Annotated in this window: 20 protein-coding genes; 12 read left to right on the forward strand and 8 right to left on the reverse strand. The window is 53.4% G+C overall.

Annotated elements, in window-relative coordinates; translation table 11 throughout:
- Nucleotides 1-805: 805 nt before the first annotated feature.
- The gene (dnaB, locus tag BM040_RS05710) at nt 806-2,374 is read right to left on the reverse strand and encodes a replicative DNA helicase (protein ID WP_092099560.1); all 1,569 of its coding nucleotides are present in this window, start codon (nt 2,372-2,374) and stop codon (nt 806-808) included.
- A 209-nt stretch (nt 2,375-2,583) separates the two neighbouring features.
- On the opposite strand from dnaB, the gene BM040_RS05715 reads away from it, so the two are divergent.
- Nucleotides 2,584-3,969, forward strand: a complete 1,386-nt coding sequence (locus BM040_RS05715; RefSeq protein WP_092099561.1) for a UDP-N-acetylmuramate--L-alanine ligase — start codon at nt 2,584-2,586, stop codon at nt 3,967-3,969.
- Between the two features lie 5 nt (nt 3,970-3,974).
- Nucleotides 3,975-4,781, forward strand: coding sequence for a 3'-5' exonuclease (locus tag BM040_RS05720; RefSeq protein ID WP_092099562.1), 807 nt, complete (start codon nt 3,975-3,977; stop codon nt 4,779-4,781).
- A gap of 70 nt (nt 4,782-4,851) precedes the next feature.
- Here the strand turns inward: BM040_RS05720 and BM040_RS05725 are convergent, their stop codons facing one another.
- Both BM040_RS05725 and BM040_RS05730 read right to left on the reverse strand, forming a co-directional pair.
- The gene (locus BM040_RS05725) at nt 4,852-5,472 is read right to left on the reverse strand and encodes a hypothetical protein (protein WP_092099563.1); all 621 of its coding nucleotides are present in this window, start codon (nt 5,470-5,472) and stop codon (nt 4,852-4,854) included.
- 13 nt (nt 5,473-5,485) lie between these two features.
- A complete protein-coding gene (locus BM040_RS05730; RefSeq protein WP_092099564.1) occupies nt 5,486-6,280 on the reverse strand; it encodes a M48 family metallopeptidase in 795 nt (264 codons plus the stop codon).
- 357 nt (nt 6,281-6,637) lie between these two features.
- On the opposite strand from BM040_RS05730, the gene BM040_RS05735 reads away from it, so the two are divergent.
- The 9 genes from BM040_RS05735 (at nt 6,638) to BM040_RS05775 (ending at nt 14,816) form a co-directional block, all read left to right on the forward strand.
- A complete protein-coding gene (locus tag BM040_RS05735) occupies nt 6,638-7,249 on the forward strand; it encodes a fumarylacetoacetate hydrolase family protein (protein ID WP_092100266.1) in 612 nt (203 codons plus the stop codon).
- Nucleotides 7,236-9,152, forward strand: coding sequence for a M23 family metallopeptidase (locus BM040_RS05740; RefSeq protein ID WP_245756111.1), 1,917 nt, complete (start codon nt 7,236-7,238; stop codon nt 9,150-9,152). The genes BM040_RS05735 and BM040_RS05740 overlap by 14 nt, the downstream gene beginning before the upstream one ends.
- 98 nt (nt 9,153-9,250) lie before the next feature.
- Nucleotides 9,251-9,700, forward strand: a complete 450-nt coding sequence (gene bcp, locus BM040_RS05745) for a thioredoxin-dependent thiol peroxidase (RefSeq protein ID WP_092099565.1) — start codon at nt 9,251-9,253, stop codon at nt 9,698-9,700.
- A gap of 196 nt (nt 9,701-9,896) precedes the next feature.
- Nucleotides 9,897-10,754 carry a transketolase gene (locus tag BM040_RS05750; RefSeq protein ID WP_092099566.1) on the forward strand — a complete coding sequence of 286 codons (858 nt, stop codon included), beginning with the start codon at nt 9,897-9,899 and terminating at the stop codon, nt 10,752-10,754.
- A 48-nt stretch (nt 10,755-10,802) separates the two neighbouring features.
- The gene (locus BM040_RS05755; protein WP_092099567.1) at nt 10,803-12,194 is read left to right on the forward strand and encodes a vWA domain-containing protein; all 1,392 of its coding nucleotides are present in this window, start codon (nt 10,803-10,805) and stop codon (nt 12,192-12,194) included.
- Between the two features lie 60 nt (nt 12,195-12,254).
- Nucleotides 12,255-13,208, forward strand: coding sequence for a transketolase family protein (locus tag BM040_RS05760; RefSeq protein WP_092099568.1), 954 nt, complete (start codon nt 12,255-12,257; stop codon nt 13,206-13,208).
- A gap of 133 nt (nt 13,209-13,341) precedes the next feature.
- Nucleotides 13,342-13,881, forward strand: coding sequence for an RNA polymerase sigma factor (locus BM040_RS05765; RefSeq protein WP_092100270.1), 540 nt, complete (start codon nt 13,342-13,344; stop codon nt 13,879-13,881).
- Between the two features lie 40 nt (nt 13,882-13,921).
- The gene (locus BM040_RS05770) at nt 13,922-14,356 is read left to right on the forward strand and encodes a hypothetical protein (protein WP_245756112.1); all 435 of its coding nucleotides are present in this window, start codon (nt 13,922-13,924) and stop codon (nt 14,354-14,356) included.
- 7 nt (nt 14,357-14,363) lie between these two features.
- Nucleotides 14,364-14,816, forward strand: a complete 453-nt coding sequence (locus tag BM040_RS05775) for a hypothetical protein (protein WP_245756113.1) — start codon at nt 14,364-14,366, stop codon at nt 14,814-14,816.
- A gap of 114 nt (nt 14,817-14,930) precedes the next feature.
- Here the strand turns inward: BM040_RS05775 and pepE are convergent, their stop codons facing one another.
- The 3 genes from pepE to BM040_RS05790 all read right to left on the reverse strand — a co-directional run bounded on the left by pepE (nt 14,931) and on the right by BM040_RS05790 (nt 16,527).
- Nucleotides 14,931-15,650: a dipeptidase PepE gene (pepE, locus tag BM040_RS05780; RefSeq protein ID WP_092099569.1), complete on the reverse strand. Its 720-nt coding sequence runs from the start codon at nt 15,648-15,650 to the stop codon at nt 14,931-14,933.
- Nucleotides 15,651-15,931: 281 nt separating this feature from the next.
- Entirely contained in the window at nt 15,932-16,195 is a 264-nt protein-coding gene (locus BM040_RS05785; protein WP_092099570.1) for a hypothetical protein, read from the reverse strand.
- Nucleotides 16,196-16,296: 101 nt separating this feature from the next.
- Nucleotides 16,297-16,527 (reverse strand): hypothetical protein, encoded by a 231-nt coding sequence (locus tag BM040_RS05790; protein ID WP_245756114.1) that lies wholly within the window; start codon nt 16,525-16,527, stop codon nt 16,297-16,299.
- A 242-nt stretch (nt 16,528-16,769) separates the two neighbouring features.
- Between BM040_RS05790 and BM040_RS05795 the strand changes: the two genes are divergently transcribed.
- Nucleotides 16,770-17,864 carry an MBL fold metallo-hydrolase gene (locus tag BM040_RS05795; RefSeq protein ID WP_092100277.1) on the forward strand — a complete coding sequence of 365 codons (1,095 nt, stop codon included), beginning with the start codon at nt 16,770-16,772 and terminating at the stop codon, nt 17,862-17,864.
- A gap of 61 nt (nt 17,865-17,925) precedes the next feature.
- Here BM040_RS05795 and BM040_RS05800 read toward each other — a convergent pair whose 3' ends face one another.
- The gene (locus BM040_RS05800) at nt 17,926-18,114 is read right to left on the reverse strand and encodes a hypothetical protein (RefSeq protein WP_092099572.1); all 189 of its coding nucleotides are present in this window, start codon (nt 18,112-18,114) and stop codon (nt 17,926-17,928) included.
- Nucleotides 18,115-18,413: 299 nt separating this feature from the next.
- Nucleotides 18,414-19,943, reverse strand: coding sequence for a PAS domain-containing sensor histidine kinase (locus BM040_RS05805; RefSeq protein ID WP_092099573.1), 1,530 nt, complete (start codon nt 19,941-19,943; stop codon nt 18,414-18,416).
- Between the last annotated feature and the right edge of the window lie 138 nt (nt 19,944-20,081).

The raw sequence follows: 20,081 nt of genomic DNA on the forward strand, positions 1-20,081 counted from the left end.
AAATGCCTTGGTTTATACTTTTAACAACTGCACAAACGCCATTCCAAAAGGGCTGCTGCAGCGGGAGGATTTATACTTTGGGTAAGCGAGAGGCAGCTGATTAATGAGGATGTGATTTGAGGCAGTCGGGTTGTGGTACCGGGTCCAACCACCCCTAACCCCTCCTTGGCTAAGGCGGGGAGTCTGTGACTACCACCTTGCATAGTATAAGCGCTGTAGGAGAAGATATTGGAGGAACACCCCTATAGTCCCCTCAAGGGGACAGTTTATACTTGTTGCATAGCAAGGGCAGCAGCTATCGAACTGCTTCCCAGCCTACCTGCTGTTCCGGATTTGCAATCCGGAACCACCTACTATACGGATTTAAAATTCGCTTTTCTGCCAGTAGCCACTGCCTTTGCAGATTACAAATCCGCTGTTCCATACTTTCGGATTGCAAATCCGAAAGAGCAGGTATAAACGGACACGAGCTACATGCTAGCGCCAAGGAAAGTATAAACCAGCAAGTTTAAAAGCCTGGCAAAAGTATAACCGCAAGTATAAGTATGGCTCTGCGAGCCACTCGGATTGCAAATCCGAAAAGATAGAAAGGCACAGGTTGCCCTGTCCCGAAGCATTTCGGCGAAACCCGCGCCAGCAATAGAGCAGCAATGGCACAAGCAGCCGCTATGAAGTTTAAAGAAAAATCAAGCTTAAAAACAGAAAAGCCACTGGCTTTCGGCGCAGCGGCTAATCTTCCTTTGGCTATACTTTTTATACTTCTGCTAGTCGCTTTCACATACGTTACAAAAGTATACTTATCTGCTTAAAACGGTGGTTCCTCGTCAAAGTTGGAGGCAGGGAAGCCACCACCACCCTCGTTCATACGACTACCCAAACGGATAGCGCCTGGCGTCTCGGTATCGAAGGTGCTGTTGGGCAGGGCGTTGAACCCGCCCATACTATCTCCCCCGAAGTCGCTGTCGAGGTTGGTAAACTTAGTATACTTCCCGATAAATTTCAACTGCACGTTCTCCAGCGAGCCGTTACGGTGCTTGGCAATGATCACCTCTCCCACGCCGGCAGTCGGGTTGCCCATCTCGTCCTCGGTGATTCCGTAGTATTCCGGACGGTAGAGGAAGCACACCATGTCGGCGTCCTGCTCTATCGAACCGGATTCACGAAGGTCAGAGAGCTGCGGGCGCTTGTCGCCCCCACGCGTTTCCACGGCACGGCTTAGCTGCGAGAGCGCAATCACGGGCACGTTGAGCTCCTTGGCCAGCATCTTCAGGGCACGTGAGATGGAGGCAATCTCCTGCTCACGGTTACCACCACCCTTGCCATCGGCGTTGCCGCTCATCAGCTGCAGGTAGTCGATGATGATCATCTGGATGTCGTACTGGGCCTTGAGACGGCGGCACTTGGTACGCAGCTCCCGGATAGAAAGGCCCGGCGTATCGTCAATATAAATTGGTGCCTCGGTAAGCTTGGCAATTTTATGGTTAAGCTGCGCCCATTCATACTCTTCCAGGCTACCCTTCTTAATCTTCTCCGACTCCAGCTCCGCCTCCGAAGAAATGAGACGATTCACCAGCTGCAGGGACGACATCTCCAGCGAAAAGATGGCTACGCCCTTGCCAAAGTCCACGGCAGCGTTACGCATACAGGAAAGCACGAAGGCCGTTTTACCCATCGCCGGGCGGGCCGCTAGGATAACCAGGTCAGACTTCTGCCAGCCTGACGTTACACGGTCCAGCGCCGTCAAGCCACTCGGCACACCGGTCAGGCCGTCGGTTTGCTTGCGCTTCTCCTCCAGTTCCTTAATGGCCTGGTGCATGAGCGAGCGCATGTCGTCAAAGTTCTTGCGGATGTTGGATTCCGATACCTCGTAGAGCTTGGCCTCGGTCTTATCGAGCAGCTCAAACACGTCCGTGGTATCCTCATAGGCATTGGTGAGCACCTCCGAGGAAATCGAGATCAGGTCACGCTTGATAGAGTTTTCCGTGATGATACGGGCGTGGTATTCGATATTCGCTGCGGAGTTGACACGGGTGGTCAGCTGCGCAATGTAGTAGGCGCCGCCGGCCAGTTCCAGCTCGCCGTGCTCCCGCAGCTCCTGCGTCACTGTTAGAATGTCGATCGGCTCCGACTTATCGAAAAGAGAAAGGATGGCCTTAAAAATCCGCTGGTGCGATTCCTTGTAAAAGCTCTGCGGTCGCAGAATATCAATTACGTTTGTTAGGGCATCTTTCTCCAGCATCAGAGCGCCTAGTACGGCCTCCTCCAAGTCAAGGGCCTGGGGCGGCTTCTTACCCAGCTCGGTTACAAGCGGGGCTTTTTTCTGCCATCCGTTGCGGTTGCCCGCAGGCCGCACATTCATTTTCATCTCCTCCATAAGCACAAAGATATATCCTTATATAAGCTGCACCCGAAAAATGTTCGTAAAAGTTGCCCACCCGGCTTTCAACAGCGTCAAAAGCGTATGTACACAGGTTATCCACATGAATATACACATATCCACAAAGTATCCACATATTAACGTATAGCTATTTTATTTCTAAGGAGTACTTCTAACTTTGTCTGATTGAGTAAACTTTGTTGCACATGGAGAAGAAGGATTTTCAGCACATACACCTTATCGCCGTTGGCGGTAGCATTATGCACAACCTGGCCCTGGCCCTGCACGATAAGGGCCTGAAAGTGACGGGTTCGGACGACGAAATCTATGAACCGGCCAAAAGCCGGCTGGCCGCAGCAGGCCTGCTGCCGGAGCAGGAAGGCTGGTTTCCGGAGAAACTGGACACCCGACCAGACGCCGTGATACTGGGCATGCACGCCCGGGCCGATAACCCCGAGCTAAAGCGGGCGCAGGAACTGAACCTTCCCATCTACTCCTTTCCGGAGTTTATCTACGAGCAGAGCCGCGACAAACAGCGCGTGGTGATTGGCGGCAGCCACGGCAAAACCACCACCACCTCCATGATCATGCACGTGCTGCAGCACATCGGGCGCAAGTTCGATTATGCCGTGGGCGCGCAGTTGGAGGGCTTCGACCGCATGGTAAAACTCTCCGACGATGCTCCTGTGATCATCATCGAGGGGGATGAGTACCTGTCGGATCCGATCAAACGGGTGCCCAAGTTCCATCTGTACCACCACCACATCGCCGTTATCACGGGCATCAGCTGGGACCACATTAACGTGTTCCCGGATCCGGAGCTTTACCGCGACCAGTTCCGCATCTTTGCCGAGATGACACCGAAAGCCGGAACGCTGATCTACAACCAGGACGACGAGCAGGTGCAACTGGTAAGTGTGCCGCGCAACCCGGCCGATATCTCCTACATCGGCTATGGCGCGCACGAGCATAGCATCCGCAACGGCAAAACTATCCTGCATACCAAGAAAGAGGGCGACGTGGAAGTACAGCTTTTCGGGGAGCACAACCTGCGAAACCTGAACGCTGCTAAGGAGGTGTGCAAGAAGATTGGCGTGAAAGCGCAGGATTTCTACGCTGCCATGAGAACTTTTAAAGGAGCCGCCAAGCGTATGCAGAAACTGGGGGAAACGGCCACTTCCAACATTTACCGCGACTTTGCCCATGCCCCTTCTAAGGTGAAGGCCAGCACAGAGGCGGTGAAAAAGCAGTTCCCACAGCGCAAGCTGGTGGCAGTGCTGGAGCTCCACACGTTCAGCAGCCTGAACAAGAAATTCATCCCGCAGTATGCCGGTGCGCTGAATCTGGCCGACGAGCCTATTGTGTACTTCAGCCCGAAAACCATTGAGCACAAGCGCATGGAAATGCTCAGCGAGCAGGAGTTGAAAGAGGCTTTCCAGAACCCGAACCTGAAAGTATACACCGACTCTGAGGCACTGGAGCAGCACCTGCTGGCGCAAAACTGGCAGAACGCCAACCTGCTGCTCATGAGCTCGGGCACCTATAACAACATCAACCTGGAGGCGCTGACACAGGCGGTTCTGAAAGCCTAAAAAGTATGAAACTACACCTGAAGCGCCCGATCGTTTTCTTCGACCTGGAAACCACCGGCACCGACATCGGCAAGGACCGCATCGTGGAACTGAGTGTCCTGAAAGTGACGCCCAACGGCGAGGAATTCCTTAAAACACGCCGCATCAACCCCACCATCCCGATTCCGCTGGAGTCGAGCCTGATCCACAAGATCTACGACGAGGATGTGGCCGACTGCCCTACCTTTAAGCAGATTGCCCGCGACCTGGATAAGTTTCTGGAGGGCTGCGACCTGGGCGGCTACAACATCCTGCGCTTCGACATTCCGCTGCTGGCCGAGGAGTTTCTGCGCTGCGACATCGACTTCGACATAGAGAACCGCAACATCGTGGACGCCTGCCGCATTTTCCACCAAATGGAGCAACGTACCCTGTCAGCAGCCTATAAATTCTACTGCAACAAGTCGCTCGACAACGCCCACAGCGCCGAGGCCGACACGGTGGCTACCTATGAAATTTTAAAGGCACAGCTGGAGCGCTATGAGAACGAGCCCTATGAGACGGATGAGGGCGTGACGGAGTACCCGGTGCAGAACGACATGGCCGCGCTGCACAAGTTCACCTTTCAGAAAACCGCTGACCTCTCGGGCCGCATTGTGTACAACAACGCCGGGCAGGAGGTCTTTAACTTCGGCAAGTATAAGAATGTGCCGGTGGAGGAAGTGCTGCAAAAAGAGCCCAGCTACTACGACTGGATGATGAAGAGCGAATTCCCGCTGTACACCAAGAAGATCCTCACGCGCATCCGGCTGCGCGGCATGCAGGTAAACTGATTAGATACCTTTAAAAAAGAAAGAGGCGGCCGCTATACTTTAGCGGCCGCCTCTTTCTTTTTAATACGTGTTAGTTCCGTCTCTTTTTGTCCTCCTGCTCGCGGTTGGAGCGGAGTCTTGGATTGTCCTTCAGCAAGGTGTTGTTTTCAGAATAGCGATGCTCGCAGTTATTGCCGGGTGCCCGTGAGGAACACTCGCAGCCGGTAATCTGGTTGCCTGAGAAGGTGAAGTAGCAAAACCCGCATCCGATAGAGGATCTGCAGATGTGGCGGGATCCCTTGCTGCTTAAGTATAAACTGTTATCAGCGGCGAGGTCCAGCTGCAGGGCCATACTTCTGTAAGCGCCGTTCTGCATGCCCAGGCCCACCAGATAATAAGCAGGCTCATCCTCTTTGGTCTCCTGCACCTTCCGGATCATCACCCTGTCCACCACCGTTCCGTCACCAAACTCTTTGATGAAGGGCTGCATGAGCTGCTCAGAGGGAACAATGTAATCCACCGTATCAAAAACCACCTGCGCCAAAAGCACCCCATCGTACGGAATTTCCGCCTCTACCTCCGCTTCGCCCTCCGGGTTCTCCTCCTGAATAAACTCACGTGTGGAGCAGGCCGAGGAGGCCAACAGCAGAAATAACAGCAGGTATAATAACCCGCCTTTGCTTAGGGTGAGGTTTCTTTTGGCTGTGGTCATGGAGTAAGGTTTGTTAGCGCTTGTAGTACTGGAGCGCCTCCGGCATGTACTTTTTCAGGTCTGCCTGCCTGGTTCCGGCGCTCGGGTGTGTGGATAAGAACTCCGGTGGGGCTTGTCCGCCGCTTGCAGCTTCCATCCTTTGCCAGAAAGATACAGCTTCTTCTGGATTATATCCAGCCATGGCCATAAAAATTAAGCCCAGTCGGTCGGCCTCGGACTCCTGTGTACGGCCATACTTGAGCAGCCCCAGTTGTGAGCCCACGCCATAGAGCGAGAGGACCAGGTTTTGCGCCACGCCTGGCTGCGAGCCTGCCAGGGCAGAGAGCGTCTGGCCACCGAATTGCTGGGCCAGTTGCTGGCTCATGCGCTCGTTGCCGTGCTTGGCAATGGCGTGGGCAATCTCGTGGCCCATCACGACGGCCAGGCCGGTCTCGTTCTTGGCCACCGGAAGGATTCCGGTATAAACAGCGGTCTTTCCGCCCGGCATCGCCCAGGCATTTATCTGGTCATCCTCAATCAGGTTAAACTCCCACTCAAAGCCTGCCAGCTCATTCTGCAGGCCGTTGGCTGCCATGTACTGCTCCACCGCCCGCTGCACGCGCTGCCCCACGCGTTTCACCATGGCCGTTGCCTGGGCGTCGCGAGAGAGCTTGCTTTCACTAATCACCTGCTTGTAGGCAGCATAGCTCTGCTGCTGCATGGCCGCATCCGACACCAGGCTGAACTGCCGGCGACCCGTAATTGGCACCGTGGTACATGCAACAAGCATGGTCACTGCCATTGTAAATGCAATAATTTTCTTATACATCGTCTTTAATGTTTTAATGGCTTTCAGAAACCGGTGTCAAATTTTGAACCAAATTTCCGGAAATTCCACGCAATTATATGAACTTATTAGCATAAATCTATACTTAAAACACCGCTACAACCGTTCTAAACCTGCATAGCCAGGGTTTTAGAGCACAGTTTACAGACGGTTATACGACGGCGCTGCACACAAGAGTTGTACCACTACAAGCTTCTATAGTTTATATCAAACACAGGCTGGAGCAAGTATAAACAGCTCAATTGCAGTGTTGCAGGTAGCAGAATTATTTTACCGCTTTTGCTGGGGCTCTCCGTTTTAAGTCCTATTTTTGAGAAGAGAACCGAAAACACCCTTTACATGAAGATAGTAGCCATCGGCAGAAACTACGCCGATCATATTGCCGAGCTCAAAAACGAAGTACCCGACGAGCCCGTGATTTTTTTTAAGCCGGACACGGCCGTGCTTCGCAACAATGAGCCCTTCTATTACCCGGAGTATACCAACGATGTGCACCACGAGGTAGAGCTAATCCTGCGCATCAGCCGCGAGGGCAAGAACATCGACCCGAAGTTTGCCCACAAGTACTATGATGCCATCGGCCTGGGTATAGACTTCACGGCCCGCGACCTGCAGGCCAAAGCCAAGGCCAAGGGTTTGCCGTGGACACTGGCCAAAGGCTTTAACGGCTCTGCCCCTATCTCTGAGTTTATGCCGCTGTCCGAGTTTCCGGACCTGCAGAACATCAACTTCCGGTTGGATGTGAACGGAGAAACCCGGCAGCAGGGCAACTCAAAAATGATGATGAACTCCTTTGACGACATTATCGCTTACATTTCAAAATTCATTACCCTGAAAAAGGGCGACGTTATATTTACAGGAACACCAGAGGGCGTAGGCCCGGTTAAAATTGGAGACAGGCTGGAAGGATATGTTGAAGACAAGAAACTCCTTGATTTTGAAGTTAAGTAAAAAGCAATTCGCCACAGCCCTACTTGCCCTCTTTACCACCTGTGGCGCGATGGCGCAGATGCCGGCAGAGGCCCCGATGCCTGCCCCGGCGGATTATTTCCTCTTCCCGATAAAGCCGGGAGAGCGCAATTACCTGTCGGGCACGATGGGCGAGATACGCTCCAACCACTTCCACGGCGGCCTCGATATCAAGACCGACCAGCGGGAAGGGCTGAACGTGTATGCCGCTGCCGACGGGTACATCTCGCGGGTGAAGCAATCGACCTATGGGTATGGCAACATCATTTACGTGACGCACCCCAACGGGCTGGTGACTACCTACGCCCACCTGCAGTCGTTTTACAAGCCATTGGCCGACCACATGCTGCAGAAACAGTATGAGCGGCAGACCTTTGAGCTGGAGCTTTTCCCCGAGCCAGGGCAGTTCCCGGTAAAGCGCGGCGATGTGATTGGCCTTTCCGGTAACACTGGGGGCTCGGGTGGCCCGCACCTGCACTTTGAGATCCGCGACAAGGAGGACCGTCTCTACAACCCGCTACGCTATACTTTTAAGGAGGTGATCGACACCACCCCGCCTGATATTTATAGTATAGGCATCTCGCCGCTCAACATCCACGCCCGCGTGAACAACGAATTTGGCAGGGCTGAGATGCCCACCACGAAGGTGGGCAGCAATTATACGTTGCCAGATACGGTGTATGCCCATGGCCTGGTGGGGCTGGAGCTGCAGACCATCGACCGCTTGGACGGCGCCACGAACAAGAACGGCACGCAGGAGGTAACGCTGTTTGTGAACGGGGAGCAAGTTTACACGCACTACATCGACCGGGTACCGTTTGAGCTGTCGCGGCAGGTGTCGCAGCACATCAACTACAACCAGTACCGCAAAAGAGGCAGCACTTTCCAGAAAGCCTTTGTGGACCACGGCAACGACCTGCCGCTCTACCAGACCAACGACCAGGACGGCCGCCTGCGGGTGCAGCCCGATCAGGTATACCAAGTAAAGCTGGTGGCCCGCGACTCGTATAACAACGCCTCCACCCTGAGTTTTGTACTGAAGGGACAGAAGCCGACCTTCACGCAGACGAAATCTGCCACCGTGAAGAAACCAGCCATCAGCGGCTACGAGATCATCGGCAATGTACTGAAGATAAGCGCAGCCGACACGAGCAGCACCCCGCAGAACATCGAGCTGTTTGTGGGAGGCCAGGAACTGATGCTGGTGCCAAGCTATGTGCGCAACTCTGTGTCGGTGAGCCTTTACGACCTGCGCGCCGGCCTGCCCGACTCCATGCGTTTCTGCGGGCTGAAGACCAGCTTCGGCCTGGAGCAGATGGTGCCTCCGGCGCAGGATTTCCAGCACCGCAACGATTACCTGCAGCTGAGTTTCGACAAGCAGTCGCTTTACGACACGCTATACTTGCAAACCAGCCTGGAGAACGGCGTCTATACTATCGGCGACTATTTCACGCCGCTGCACAAGGCCATTAAGGTAACGCTGAAAGCCGATACCACCGGGTTGGACAAGAGCAAGGCAGCTGTATACTTCCTGGGCACCGGCCGGGGCCGTGGGTACACCGGCGGCAAGTGGGAAGGCAACACGATCACTTTCACGACCCGCAACATGGGCAAGTTTAAAGTGCTGCAGGACACCAAGGCTCCGACCATCCGGCTCCTGAGCAAAAGCAGCAAGGGTATCAGCTTTAAGATCTCAGACGATCTGTCGGGCCTAAACTCTTATAATGCCTGGGTTAATGGCCAGTGGCTCCTGATGAAGTATGAGCACAAGCAAGCCACCATCTGGTCTGAGAAGCTGGATAAAAATGTACCTTTGTCCGGGGAGGTAGTGCTGAAGGTAAAGGATAACGCCGGCAACGAGGCGGTGTATAAGACGACTATTTAAATTTTGACAATGGACGATTTGACAAAGGACAAAAGACCGCTTGAAAAACATTAAGTGTCCTTTGTCACTTATCAAGTTATTAATAATCCAAAGAAACTATGACGCTAAACATCGGAGACAAGGCTCCTGAATTCGAAGGGAAAGACCAGAACGGCAACACCGTAAAGCTGAGCGACTACCGCGGCAAAAAGGTAATTTTATACTTCTACCCCAAAGATAATACCAGCGGCTGCACCGCCCAGGCATGCAACCTGCGCGACAATTACAGCGACCTGCAGCAAAAAGGCTACGAGGTCATCGGGGTAAGTATAGACAGCGAAAAATCGCACCAGAACTTCATCAGCAAGTATGAATTGCCTTTCACGCTCATCGCCGACACCGATAAGAAAATTGTGGAGCAATACGGCGTGTGGCAGGAGAAGTCGATGTACGGGCGCAAGTACATGGGCACCATGCGGTATACCTTCGTGATAGATGAAAATGGCACCATCCAGGACATCATCACCAAAGTAAAAACCAAAGAGCACGCCGCCCAGATAGTAAAGTAAAAACAGAAAACGCAGCCGCTCCCTTTCGCAGCTGCGTTTTTTTGTTATATTTGACCACTTGTAGAAGTATGGCTTCTGCAAAGTATAAACGAAGGCTGTATCCGGCACATTCTGTAAAGTATAAAAGTATACTTTACCCGATTTGTCCTCTGGCAAGGCCACCAAAAATCATTTAAGAACCAACATTTAGAACAACGTGAATCCACATAACCAAAGCATCGAAGAGCTGAAGCAAACGGCCGCACAGGTGCGCCGCGACATAGTGCGCATGGTACATGCCGTTAACTCCGGTCACCCCGGCGGCTCGCTCGGCTGCACCGACTATTTTGTGTCGCTATACTTTAAGGTGATGAACTACAGCACCGATTTTACCATGGAAGGTAAAAATGAGGACCTGTTTTTCCTGTCTAACGGCCACATTTCGCCGGTATGGTATAGCGTGCTGGCCCGCGCCGGCTTCTTCGACGTGAAAGAGCTTGCCACCTTCCGTAAACTGAACTCCAGGCTCCAGGGCCACCCCACCACGCACGAAGGACTTCCGGGCATCCGAATTGCCTCCGGCTCCCTGGGCCAGGGCCTATCGGCGGCCCTCGGTGCCGCACAGGCTAAGAAACTAAATAACGACGACAGCCTGGTGTACGTGCTAATGGGGGACGGCGAACTGGAGGAAGGCCAGATTTGGGAAGCTGCTATGTATGCCGCCCACCACAAAGTTGACAACATCATCGCCACCGTGGATAAGAACGGCCAGCAGATCGACGGCTCTACCGACGAGGTGATGAGCCTGGGTGATTTGCGCGCCAAGTTCGAGGCTTTCGGCTGGCACGTACTGGAGGCTGACGGTAATAACTTTGAGCTGCTGCTGCCTGCCCTGGACGAGGCCAAGGCCGCTACCGGCAAAGGCAAACCGGTGCTCATCCTGATGAACACGGAGATGGGCTTTGGCGTGGACTTCATGATGGGTTCACACAAATGGCATGGCGTGGCCCCTAACGACGAGCAGCTGGAGATAGCCCTGCAGCAACTGGCCGTAGAGCAAGCTTCCGACTACTAATCTAGACGTTAGCGCCTGGTTCGCCGCCCCTCAACTGGTCATACGCGCATGCTACGCTGGAGCAAAAGTATCGCCACTCTCCTGTTCTTGCTGATGCTTTCAGCAACGGGAGGCGCTTTTGCCCAGGAGAAAAAGCCGCAGCCGAAAACGCGCATCCTCTTTTTGCTCGATGCCTCGGGCAGTATGATGGCCAAGTGGGAAAACAGCGACCGCATGACGGTAGCCAAAAACCTGCTCAGCCATCTGGTCGACTCGCTCGACCAGTACGATAACGTAGAGGTGGCGCTGCGGGCCTACGGTCACCAGTTCGGCCGTGAGCGCAACGACTGCAAGGACACGAAACTGGAGGTGCCTTTCGGGGAGGATAACGCCACAGCTATTAAAAAGAAGCTGGACGCGATCGTACCGCGGGGCAACACCCCTATTACTTACTCGCTGCAGCAGGCGGCGGGCGATTTTCCGGAGGACCGCTCACGCAACGTGGTCATCCTGATCACGGACGGATTGGAGTCCTGCGGCGGCGACCCTTGCGCTACCTCGGAGGCACTGCAGAAAAAACGCATTTTCCTGCGCCCCTTCGTGATCGGCATCGGCATCGAGCCGCAGCAGGAGCAACAGCTCGACTGCATCGGGCAGTACTTTAACGCTGCCGACATCAAGACCTTTGAGCGGGTGCTGAGTGAAATCGTGACGCAGACGCTGAGCCAGACCACGGTGAGTGTGGAGCTGCTCGACGAACAGAACCGCCCCCGTGAGACCGGCGTGAACATGACTTTTGTGAACGCCATGACCGGCGAAGCAGAGTATGACTACGTGCACTACCTGGACGCCAATGGCAAAACGGACGTGCTGGATGTGGATGCCCTCCTGCCCTATCACCTGGTGGTGTACACCACGCCGCCTGTGGTAGAGTCGAACCTGAAGATGCAGCCGGGCAAGAACAACGTTATCCGGGTAAAAGCGCCGCAGGGTGAGTTATACTTGCGCCAGGATGGTCCATCGCCCTACAGGTTGCTCAATACCATTGTGCGGCAGGCCGGAACAGACAAAACGCTGCATGTGCAAAGCTTCGGCGAGCGCCACAGGTACCTGACCGGCAAGTATGATTTGGAGATCCTGACCGTGCCGCGCATCATGCTCCGCAACGTGGAGGTGAAGCAGGGAGAGACGAACACGATCACCATCCCGCCGCCGGGGCAGCTGGCCATCCCCTCGCAGGTGCAGGGCTATGGCAGCGTGTACGAGTTGCACGAGAGCGGGGCCCAGCGCTGGGTGTGCAACCTGCCGGAGGACAACAGCAAAGTAACCCTGCCCCTGCAGCCGGGCAAGTATAAACTGGTGTACCGGATGAAATCGGCCCAGTCGAGCAAGTTTACCTTTGTGCAGGACTTTACCATCCGGTCCGGGGCAACGACGACAGTAAGAATTTTTAACCGATAAAGCGGGGCTGGCTGGAAGTATAAAGCCGCCTCCTGATCAGCTATAAGAAAAAACACACAAATGAAAGAGTATACTTATACAGAGAAAAAAGACACGCGTTCCGGCTTCGGCGATGGCCTGTTGGAATTGGGCCGCCAGAACCCGAACGTGGTGGGCCTGTGCGCTGACCTGACTGGCTCGCTGAAGATGAACGCCTTCCAGAAAGAGTTTCCGGAGCGCTTTTTCCAGGTAGGCATCGCCGAGGCGAACATGATCGGCCTGGCCGCAGGTATGACCATCGGCGGTAAAATTCCTTTCGCTGCCACGTTTGCCAACTTTGCCACCGGCCGCGTATACGACCAGATCCGCCAGTCTGTGGCCTACTCGGGCAAGAACGTAAAAATATGCGCCTCCCACGCCGGCCTGACGCTGGGCGAGGACGGTGCCACGCACCAGATCCTGGAAGACATCGGGATGATGAAAATGCTGCCTGGCATGACCGTGATTAACCCTTGTGATTACAACCAAACCAAGGCCGCTACCATGGCCATTGCCGAGCACGACGGACCGGTATACCTGCGCTTTGGCCGCCCTGTGGTGCCTATCTTCACCCCTGCCGACCAGAAGTTTGAAATTGGCAAGGCCGTGATGCTCAACGAGGGCACCGACGTGAGCATCTTCGCCACCGGCCACCTGGTTTGGAAGGCTATCCTTGCAGGCAAAACCCTGGCCGAGAAAGGCATTTCTGCTGAGATCATCAACATCCATACTATCAAGCCGCTCGACGTGGAGGCGGTACTGGCCTCCGTGGCCAAGACCCGCTGCGTGGTAACGGCAGAGGAGCACAACCGCCTCGGCGGCCTCGGCGACAGCATTGCCCAGGTGCTGGCAACGGCGCACCCTGCCCCGCAGGAGTACGTAGCCGTAAACGATACTTTTGGCGAGTCTGGTACCCCGGAGGAGCTGATGGAAAAGTATGGTTTGACGGAAGAGAACATCGTGGCCGCCGCCGAGCGCGCTATCAGCAGAAAGTAAACAGTTCCTACACAAAAGTGCATAATTAGAGCGGGAGGTACGGCGGTATCTCCCGCTCTTTTTTGTATACTTGCTCTTTCCTCAGGCTGAGTATTTCCCTGAGCCCGCTACCCCTGATTACCTAGACGTTCCTTTGGAAGACAAAGAGTTACTCGAGAAATTCGCCCGGCCCGAGAGCCGTAACATGGCCTTTAACCAGCTTGTGCGCAAGTACCAGGAAAAAGTGTACTGGCACATCCGCAAGATGGTAATTGACCACGACGATGCCGATGACTTAACACAGGAAGTGTTTGTGAAAGTATGGAAGAACCTGGACAACTTCCGCCAGGATGCACAGCTTTATACCTGGATCTACCGTATTGCCACCAACGAGTGCCTTTCTTTCCTGTCGAGTAAAAAAAGGAAATTCTTTCTGCCCCTCAACGACGTTACCGCTGAACTGATGGAGAAAGTAGAGTCCAGCCCAGAGCTGGCCGGCGACGAGGTGCAGAAAAAACTGCAGAAGGCTATTCTGCGCCTGCCCGAGAAACAGCGCCTGGTATTTAACATGAAGTACTTTGATGAGCTGAAGTACGAGGAAATGTCGGAGATACTGGGTACTTCGGTGGGCGCCTTAAAGGCCTCGTACCACATCGCGGTAAAAAAGATTGAAGAATTTCTGAAGCAGGATTAAACTATTGGCAGTGTACCCCATCTAACGTTTAGAGTTGAATATGATGAAGAAAGATTTTAAGCTCAGCGACATTCCTAAGCGCAACCCCTACCAGGTACCGGAAGGCTATTTTGACCGGCTGCCCATGCAGGTGATGGAGCGCACCTCCGCCCGGGAACAAGCAGGCTGGCTGCCCAACCTTTGGCAACCGCTGCGCCTGGCCATGGCCCCGTTGCTGCTGTTACTGCTGGTGTTTGTGGGTGTGTATTACTACAGCGCCTTTACCGAGCAGGATAAGGTGCTTGTAAACCTGGCCGCCGTTCCGGACACCGAGATTATGAATTACCTGAGCACCTACGCTACGCTGGAGACAACGGACTTTGCCGAGCTGAACACCCTGCGGGAGCAGGAGCTGCCGGCAGAGGTATTAAACATAAGTGCCCAGACTGCCGAGGAGGAGCTGGAGTACTATCACCTGAATACCCTTGATTACTAATTCACCCATGAAGCGTTATACCTTATTCTTTTTCTTCAGCTGCCTGCTGATGCTGAGCGGCACTGCCGCCAATGCGCAGGACAGCCGCACCCAGGATCGCACAGAAAACGTTGATGCTGCCAAGACGGCTTTCCTTACCGACAAGATGGGACTGACATCCGAGCAAGCCCAAAAGTTCTGGCCGCTCTATAACGAGTATGAGCAGAAGCGCCGTACGCTGATAAAGGGCTACCGCAGCGGTTACCGCCAGGATGTGGACGCGCTGAGCGAGCAGGAGGCCAAGGCCCGTATCGATAACATGTTCCTGACCAAGGAGAAAGAACTGGAACTGGAGAGAGAGTACGCCAACAAGTACCTCAAAATCATTTCCAACAAGCAACTCATAAAGTTATACCGTGGCGAGCGGGACTTTACGAAAATGCTGCTCAAACGCCTAGACGAGAAGCGCGCGAGCAACTAAGTATAAATTTGGCTAAAGTTGAGAACGAAGAGGGCGCTACCGCAAGGTGCGCCTTTTTCCATTTCAAATGAACGTATAAAGCCTGGAGCAACTTTGCTTCCGGGCTTTATACTTTTAGTACACGTCCAGCAGGAAGTTCAGATCGTCCGTTGGCTTAAACTCCATCGGCTTCTCGCTTTGCAAAAACACACGCGCTGAGTGTGGCCCGAGCAACTGCATTTTATCCCCCTGCACGCGCAGCATGCTTCCCTCACGCAGGCCCACCACTGGCTGGCGGTTGTGGTGGTGAAACTCGGCAATGCGGGTGTCCCGGGTTTCGCCCATGTGCGTGGAGTTGGGGTCCGGATCCAGGAAGTGCGGGTTGATGTTGAACGGCACGAGCTGCAGTGCATCAAAGGTCTTCACATGCACGATGGGCATATCGTTGGTGGTACCGATGGTTCTGCCTGCCACGTTAGTTCCGGCGCTGGTACCGATGTACGGCATCCCCTTCGCAGCACGCTCCTGAAGTGCGTCTACCAGCTTGTTCTGGTACAGCTGGCGCAGCAGCACAAACGTGTTGCCCCCGCCGATAAACACGGCCTCGGCCTCTTTTACCGCTTTCACTGGGTCATCGTACTCATGCACGCCGCTCAGGCTGATGCCCCATTTCTCGAAAGCCTCACGCGCCTTGGCCGTATAGTCCTGGTGCGAGATGCCGCCCGGGCGGGCATAAGGTATAAATAAAATGCTGCTCTTACCCTGTAGCAGGGCTTTTATCTCCTCCTGCGCATGCTCCAGGTAACCGGTGCCATACGTGGTAGAGGTGCTTATTAAAAGTAGGTTTCTGCTCATACCCAAAGATAGGGATTTTGCAGCTTTGGTGAAGGGAGGAAAAGGTGTAACGGAGGAAACGCGAGGTTATGCGGTCGGCTTTAAAGTATAAATACCTGCCAGTCTGGCCCATGCGTGCCAACAGTGGCGGAGGGTGGCCACTAAAGAGATTGGAAGTATGGCACTTTGGCCAATTGTAAAGTATAAACCTGGGGCAAAAGCTCAGGCGCATGCACTCCCTCATAAAGTATGAGGGTAGGTTCTCGGAAAAAGTATCCTGAAATGCATCACCTGCAGCCCTTTCAGTCCCTGTCTTTCTTCTGGGTCTTGAGCTTTAGCTTGATGGTTTCCAGGTAAGGCTCCAGCTGACGGTTGCTGGTGAGGGCACGCACCAAGCCAATGCTCTTCATGTCGTAGAGAAACCAGAGCTCCACATAAAAATCATAAAGCCAGTAGAGGTCTATTTTGCACCAGCCTTTAATACGGTGATGTATGTAGTGGCCATGGTCAAGGGCCAGGGTTGCCTGCAGGTGCGGCGGCAACTCGTTAAATTCTTCGGCACTCATGGGTAAAAGTCTCCTCTGCTACACTATCCAACTAAATTAAGTTAAAAAAAAGGCTGCGCGAGGCAGCCTTTATAGTTAAACGTAAGTTTCAGGATTTTGGTCTAGTTCAGGTGAAGAGTAAAGAGCTCAAAGCGAGAGGAAGCAAAACTCCAGTGCGATGTCGAAGGATGAATTTCTACCCCATCCTCGTCCATGATCGTTACTGCAAATCCGTCGCCCGTGTTAAGGGGCTCCGTGAAGTGCTTCACCGGGTAAACCTTCCCTTCCTCAATCCACTCCTCCGGCTCAAAGGCTGGCAACGACGCATCCACGCACTTTGCGTATACGGCCATATAGCTTGGGGGTACGAATAAATTAACCATATCAGTAAGTAAACTTTTCCTTAAATTAAATAATTCCTGCAAACCCGCAAATAGCAAAGCAAATTTAACAGGCGCCCAATTTACGGGTACAAAAAACGTGCCCCCATGACCCAGACTCACAAAAATAGGTAATGCACCAATTTTGGCAGCTTTCGGGACAGATGTTTCGTAAGTACAGGTTCAGGTTCATTCTCAAAAAAAGAAACAAACTTATGGCAGCAACATCAGCGCAACACGCTACTCCTAAAAGACACACCTTCCCTGTTGCCCCACGTGTTTGGGGCCTCAAGACTGTAATAGTTAACTTATACTTTGTGGCGAACCCCGATGGCTCGTGGGTGCTGGTGGATGCGGGCATACCGGGCAGCGCCAACAAAATTAAGGAAGCCGCCGCCCAGATTTTTGGCCCTGACAGCAGGCCCAGTGCCATTGTGCTCACCCATGGCCACTTCGACCATGTTGGGGCTGTAAAGGAGCTTGCCGAGCTATGGGCTGTTCCGGTATATGCTCATCCTATGGAGTTTCCGTACCTGACCGGCCAGAGCAGCTACCCGCCACCAGACCCAAGCGTGGGTGGCGGCGCGGTGGCCTACCTCTCGTTTGCTTACCCTAAAAAGCCGATAGATATTAAAAGCCACCTGGAGCTTCTGCCCAAAGATGGCAGTGTGCCGGGGCTGGAGGGATGGCACTGGATTTACACACCGGGACACACACCAGGGCATGTGTCGCTTTTCCGGGAGGAGGATCGCCTCTTGCTTGCCGGAGATGCTTTTGTAACCCGCCATGGAGAGTCGGGCCTGGCCGTGATTACGCAGAAACGTGAGGTACATGGCCCGCCGGCTTACTTTACCCCGGACTGGGGCTCAGCGCACCATTCCGTGGAGGCCCTCTGCGACCTGGATCCGGAAATAGCCGCTACCGGTCATGGCTTGCCTATGACCGGCGAGGAACTGCGCCAGCAGCTCAAGCGCCTGGTGCAGGATTTCTGGCTGGTGGCTGTACCTAAGCATGGCCGCTACGTGCATGAGCCTGCTGTAGTGGATGAGTATGGCGTGGTGTCGGTGCCGCCGCCTGTCAGCAACCCGGTACCAACTGTGCTGGCCGTGGCCGGAGCCGTGGCATTGGCAGGCGTAGCCTGGGCTGCCATGAGCAAGCGCAACCACAAGAAGGGCTATAGTTACAACAAAAGGTCAAGGCATAGTGCGGGGCAGCGGCCCTACTCCCACAACCGCGTGCTGCGCGACACACCGGCCGCGATAGACCCTGATTACACTAATCCAACAGATCACACTAACAATTACCCGTAAAAGAGAGAGGGCCAGGAAGTATCATCCTGGCCCTCTCTTTTTTTATACTTTATACTTTGGCTTAGCTACTCGGGTGGTTCTTTCTGCCCGACCCGCTTTTTTTGCCTCCGCCGTCCTGCTTGTTCACAGTGGCCCAGGCGCGCTTTTCAGCCTCTTCCTGGCTCACGCCTTTCTTCTGGTAGCCCTCTTCTATATGCTCGGCCTTACGCTTCTGCTTGTCAGTATAGGCTGATTTATCTCCTCTTGGCATAATATCTCCTTTCGGTTAAGTTATACAAACTGATACCGTATTCTCCGGCTCATACCTTTTTACGAGTGTATCACTAAAAATGGTAAAAGGCAGCCCGCTAGCATTAGTTTAAGACAGTGTGGTGGCACACGGGGTAAGTATAAAAATGGCTTAACCGTAGCTAGAAGAAGCCTATACTTTGATAGGGAGTTTTAGAGATGCAGCTGGAGACTTTACCAATCTATGCAGCGCATCCAAGCATAGGCATAAGGTTTACAACCTGCCCAAGTATAAAGTTTATACATGGGCAGGTGTTGTCACTACTGTTGGAAGTATAACCTAAAGGTAGAGCCTTTATCTGGCTCGCTGTCAAGCTCGATGCGGTCTCCGGAGTTATCGAGGATGCGCTTTACCAGGTATAGCCCCATTCCGGTGCCCTCCACATGCGTGTGCAGCCTCCTGAACATCGAGAAGATCTTCTGCTTATACTTCTCATCTATACCAAGGCCGTTGTCGGACACCTGCAGTACATACCTCCCCCCCTGCATCTCTGTTTTTATTTTGACAATTGGCCTTCGCTCCGGAGAGGAGTACTTGATAGCATTGGATACCAGGTTGAAAAGTATACTTCTGAGGTTCTTTCGTGAGTAGTTGAGCTGGTCGAAACCGGATAAATCCCTATCAACCACCGCGTTGCAGGAGTAAATCAGGTTCTCCAGGCTTCCTTCCACTTCATCCAGCATTTCGGTCAGGTTTACCTGCTCCACCTTGTTTTCCTCATGCTGTATCCGCGTTAGATCGGTCAGGTCAAGTATAATGCTGTTTAACCTAGCCATAGAGTTCTCGATGCGGCTCAGTACCTCCTGGTGCTTATCCAGGTCAGAGCCAAGGTCATACTTTAGCAGCGAGAAGAGGCCTTCCAGGTTAGATATCGGGGCTTTCAGGTCGTGGGAGGCCGTGTACACGAAGTTATCCAAGTCGGTGTTGATCCGGTGCAACTCCTTGTTTTTGCGCATCAGGTCCTCGTTTTTCTTCTTCTCCGACAGGTCCCGGGTGATCTTCGAGAAACCGATAAGTTGCTTTTCCGAGTTGTATACCGGCGTGATCAGTACATTGGCCCAGAAGGTGCTGCCGTCCTTGCGCACCCGCAGGCCCTCATCTTCAAACCGCCCATCCTGCAGCGCCCGGCTAAGCTCATACTCCGTGTAGTTTCTCTGATTCGCCTCCTCGGGGTAAAAAGCAGAGAAGTGCTTGCCGATGATCTCCTCGGCTTTATACCCTTTTATATTTTCGGCGCCCTGGTTCCAGGAGATGACAATACCCTGCGGGTTGAGCATGAAGATAGCGTAGTCACTTATACCCTCCGTCAGTAGCCTGGCCCGCTCCTCGCTCCGCCGGAGTTCCTCCAAGGTTTGCGTGAGTCTGTCTTCCAGCCGTTTCTTATCCGTCAGGTCGCGCGTTACCTTCGAGAAGCCAAGCAGCTCGCCGGTTTTAGCGCTCCGGATAGCCGTAATCAACACATTTGCCCAGAATAAGCTACCGTCCTTCTTCACGCGCCACCCCTCTTCCTCAAAGCTGCCATGCTGTGTAGCATGCTCCAGCTCCATCTCAGGATGCTTGATGGCTTTGGCCTCCTCCGGGTAAAACTGAGAAAAATGCTTCCCGATAATCTCCTCTGCCTTGTATCCCTTTATGGCCTCTGCCCCTGCGTTCCAGGTTTGTACATACCCGGTCGGGCTCAGCAAAAAGATAGCATAGTCGCGCACTCCCTGCACAAGCAGCCTGTAAAGATCCTGGGTTTCAGAAAGAAGTTCGGAAGTACCTTTTAAAATATGGTTTTCGATACTCATCTAGATAAGTCCTCTGTTACCGATAGACTTTATATTGTAATAGCTATATGACAATCCTACTAATACTAAAGATAGGAAAGAATGTTGGATAAAATTTTTATAAAAACTGCTTTTACCACCGTTGATGCAAATACGGCG

The sequence above is a fragment of the Pontibacter chinhatensis genome (assembly GCF_900113285.1).
GTDB classification, from domain to species: domain Bacteria; phylum Bacteroidota; class Bacteroidia; order Cytophagales; family Hymenobacteraceae; genus Pontibacter; species Pontibacter chinhatensis.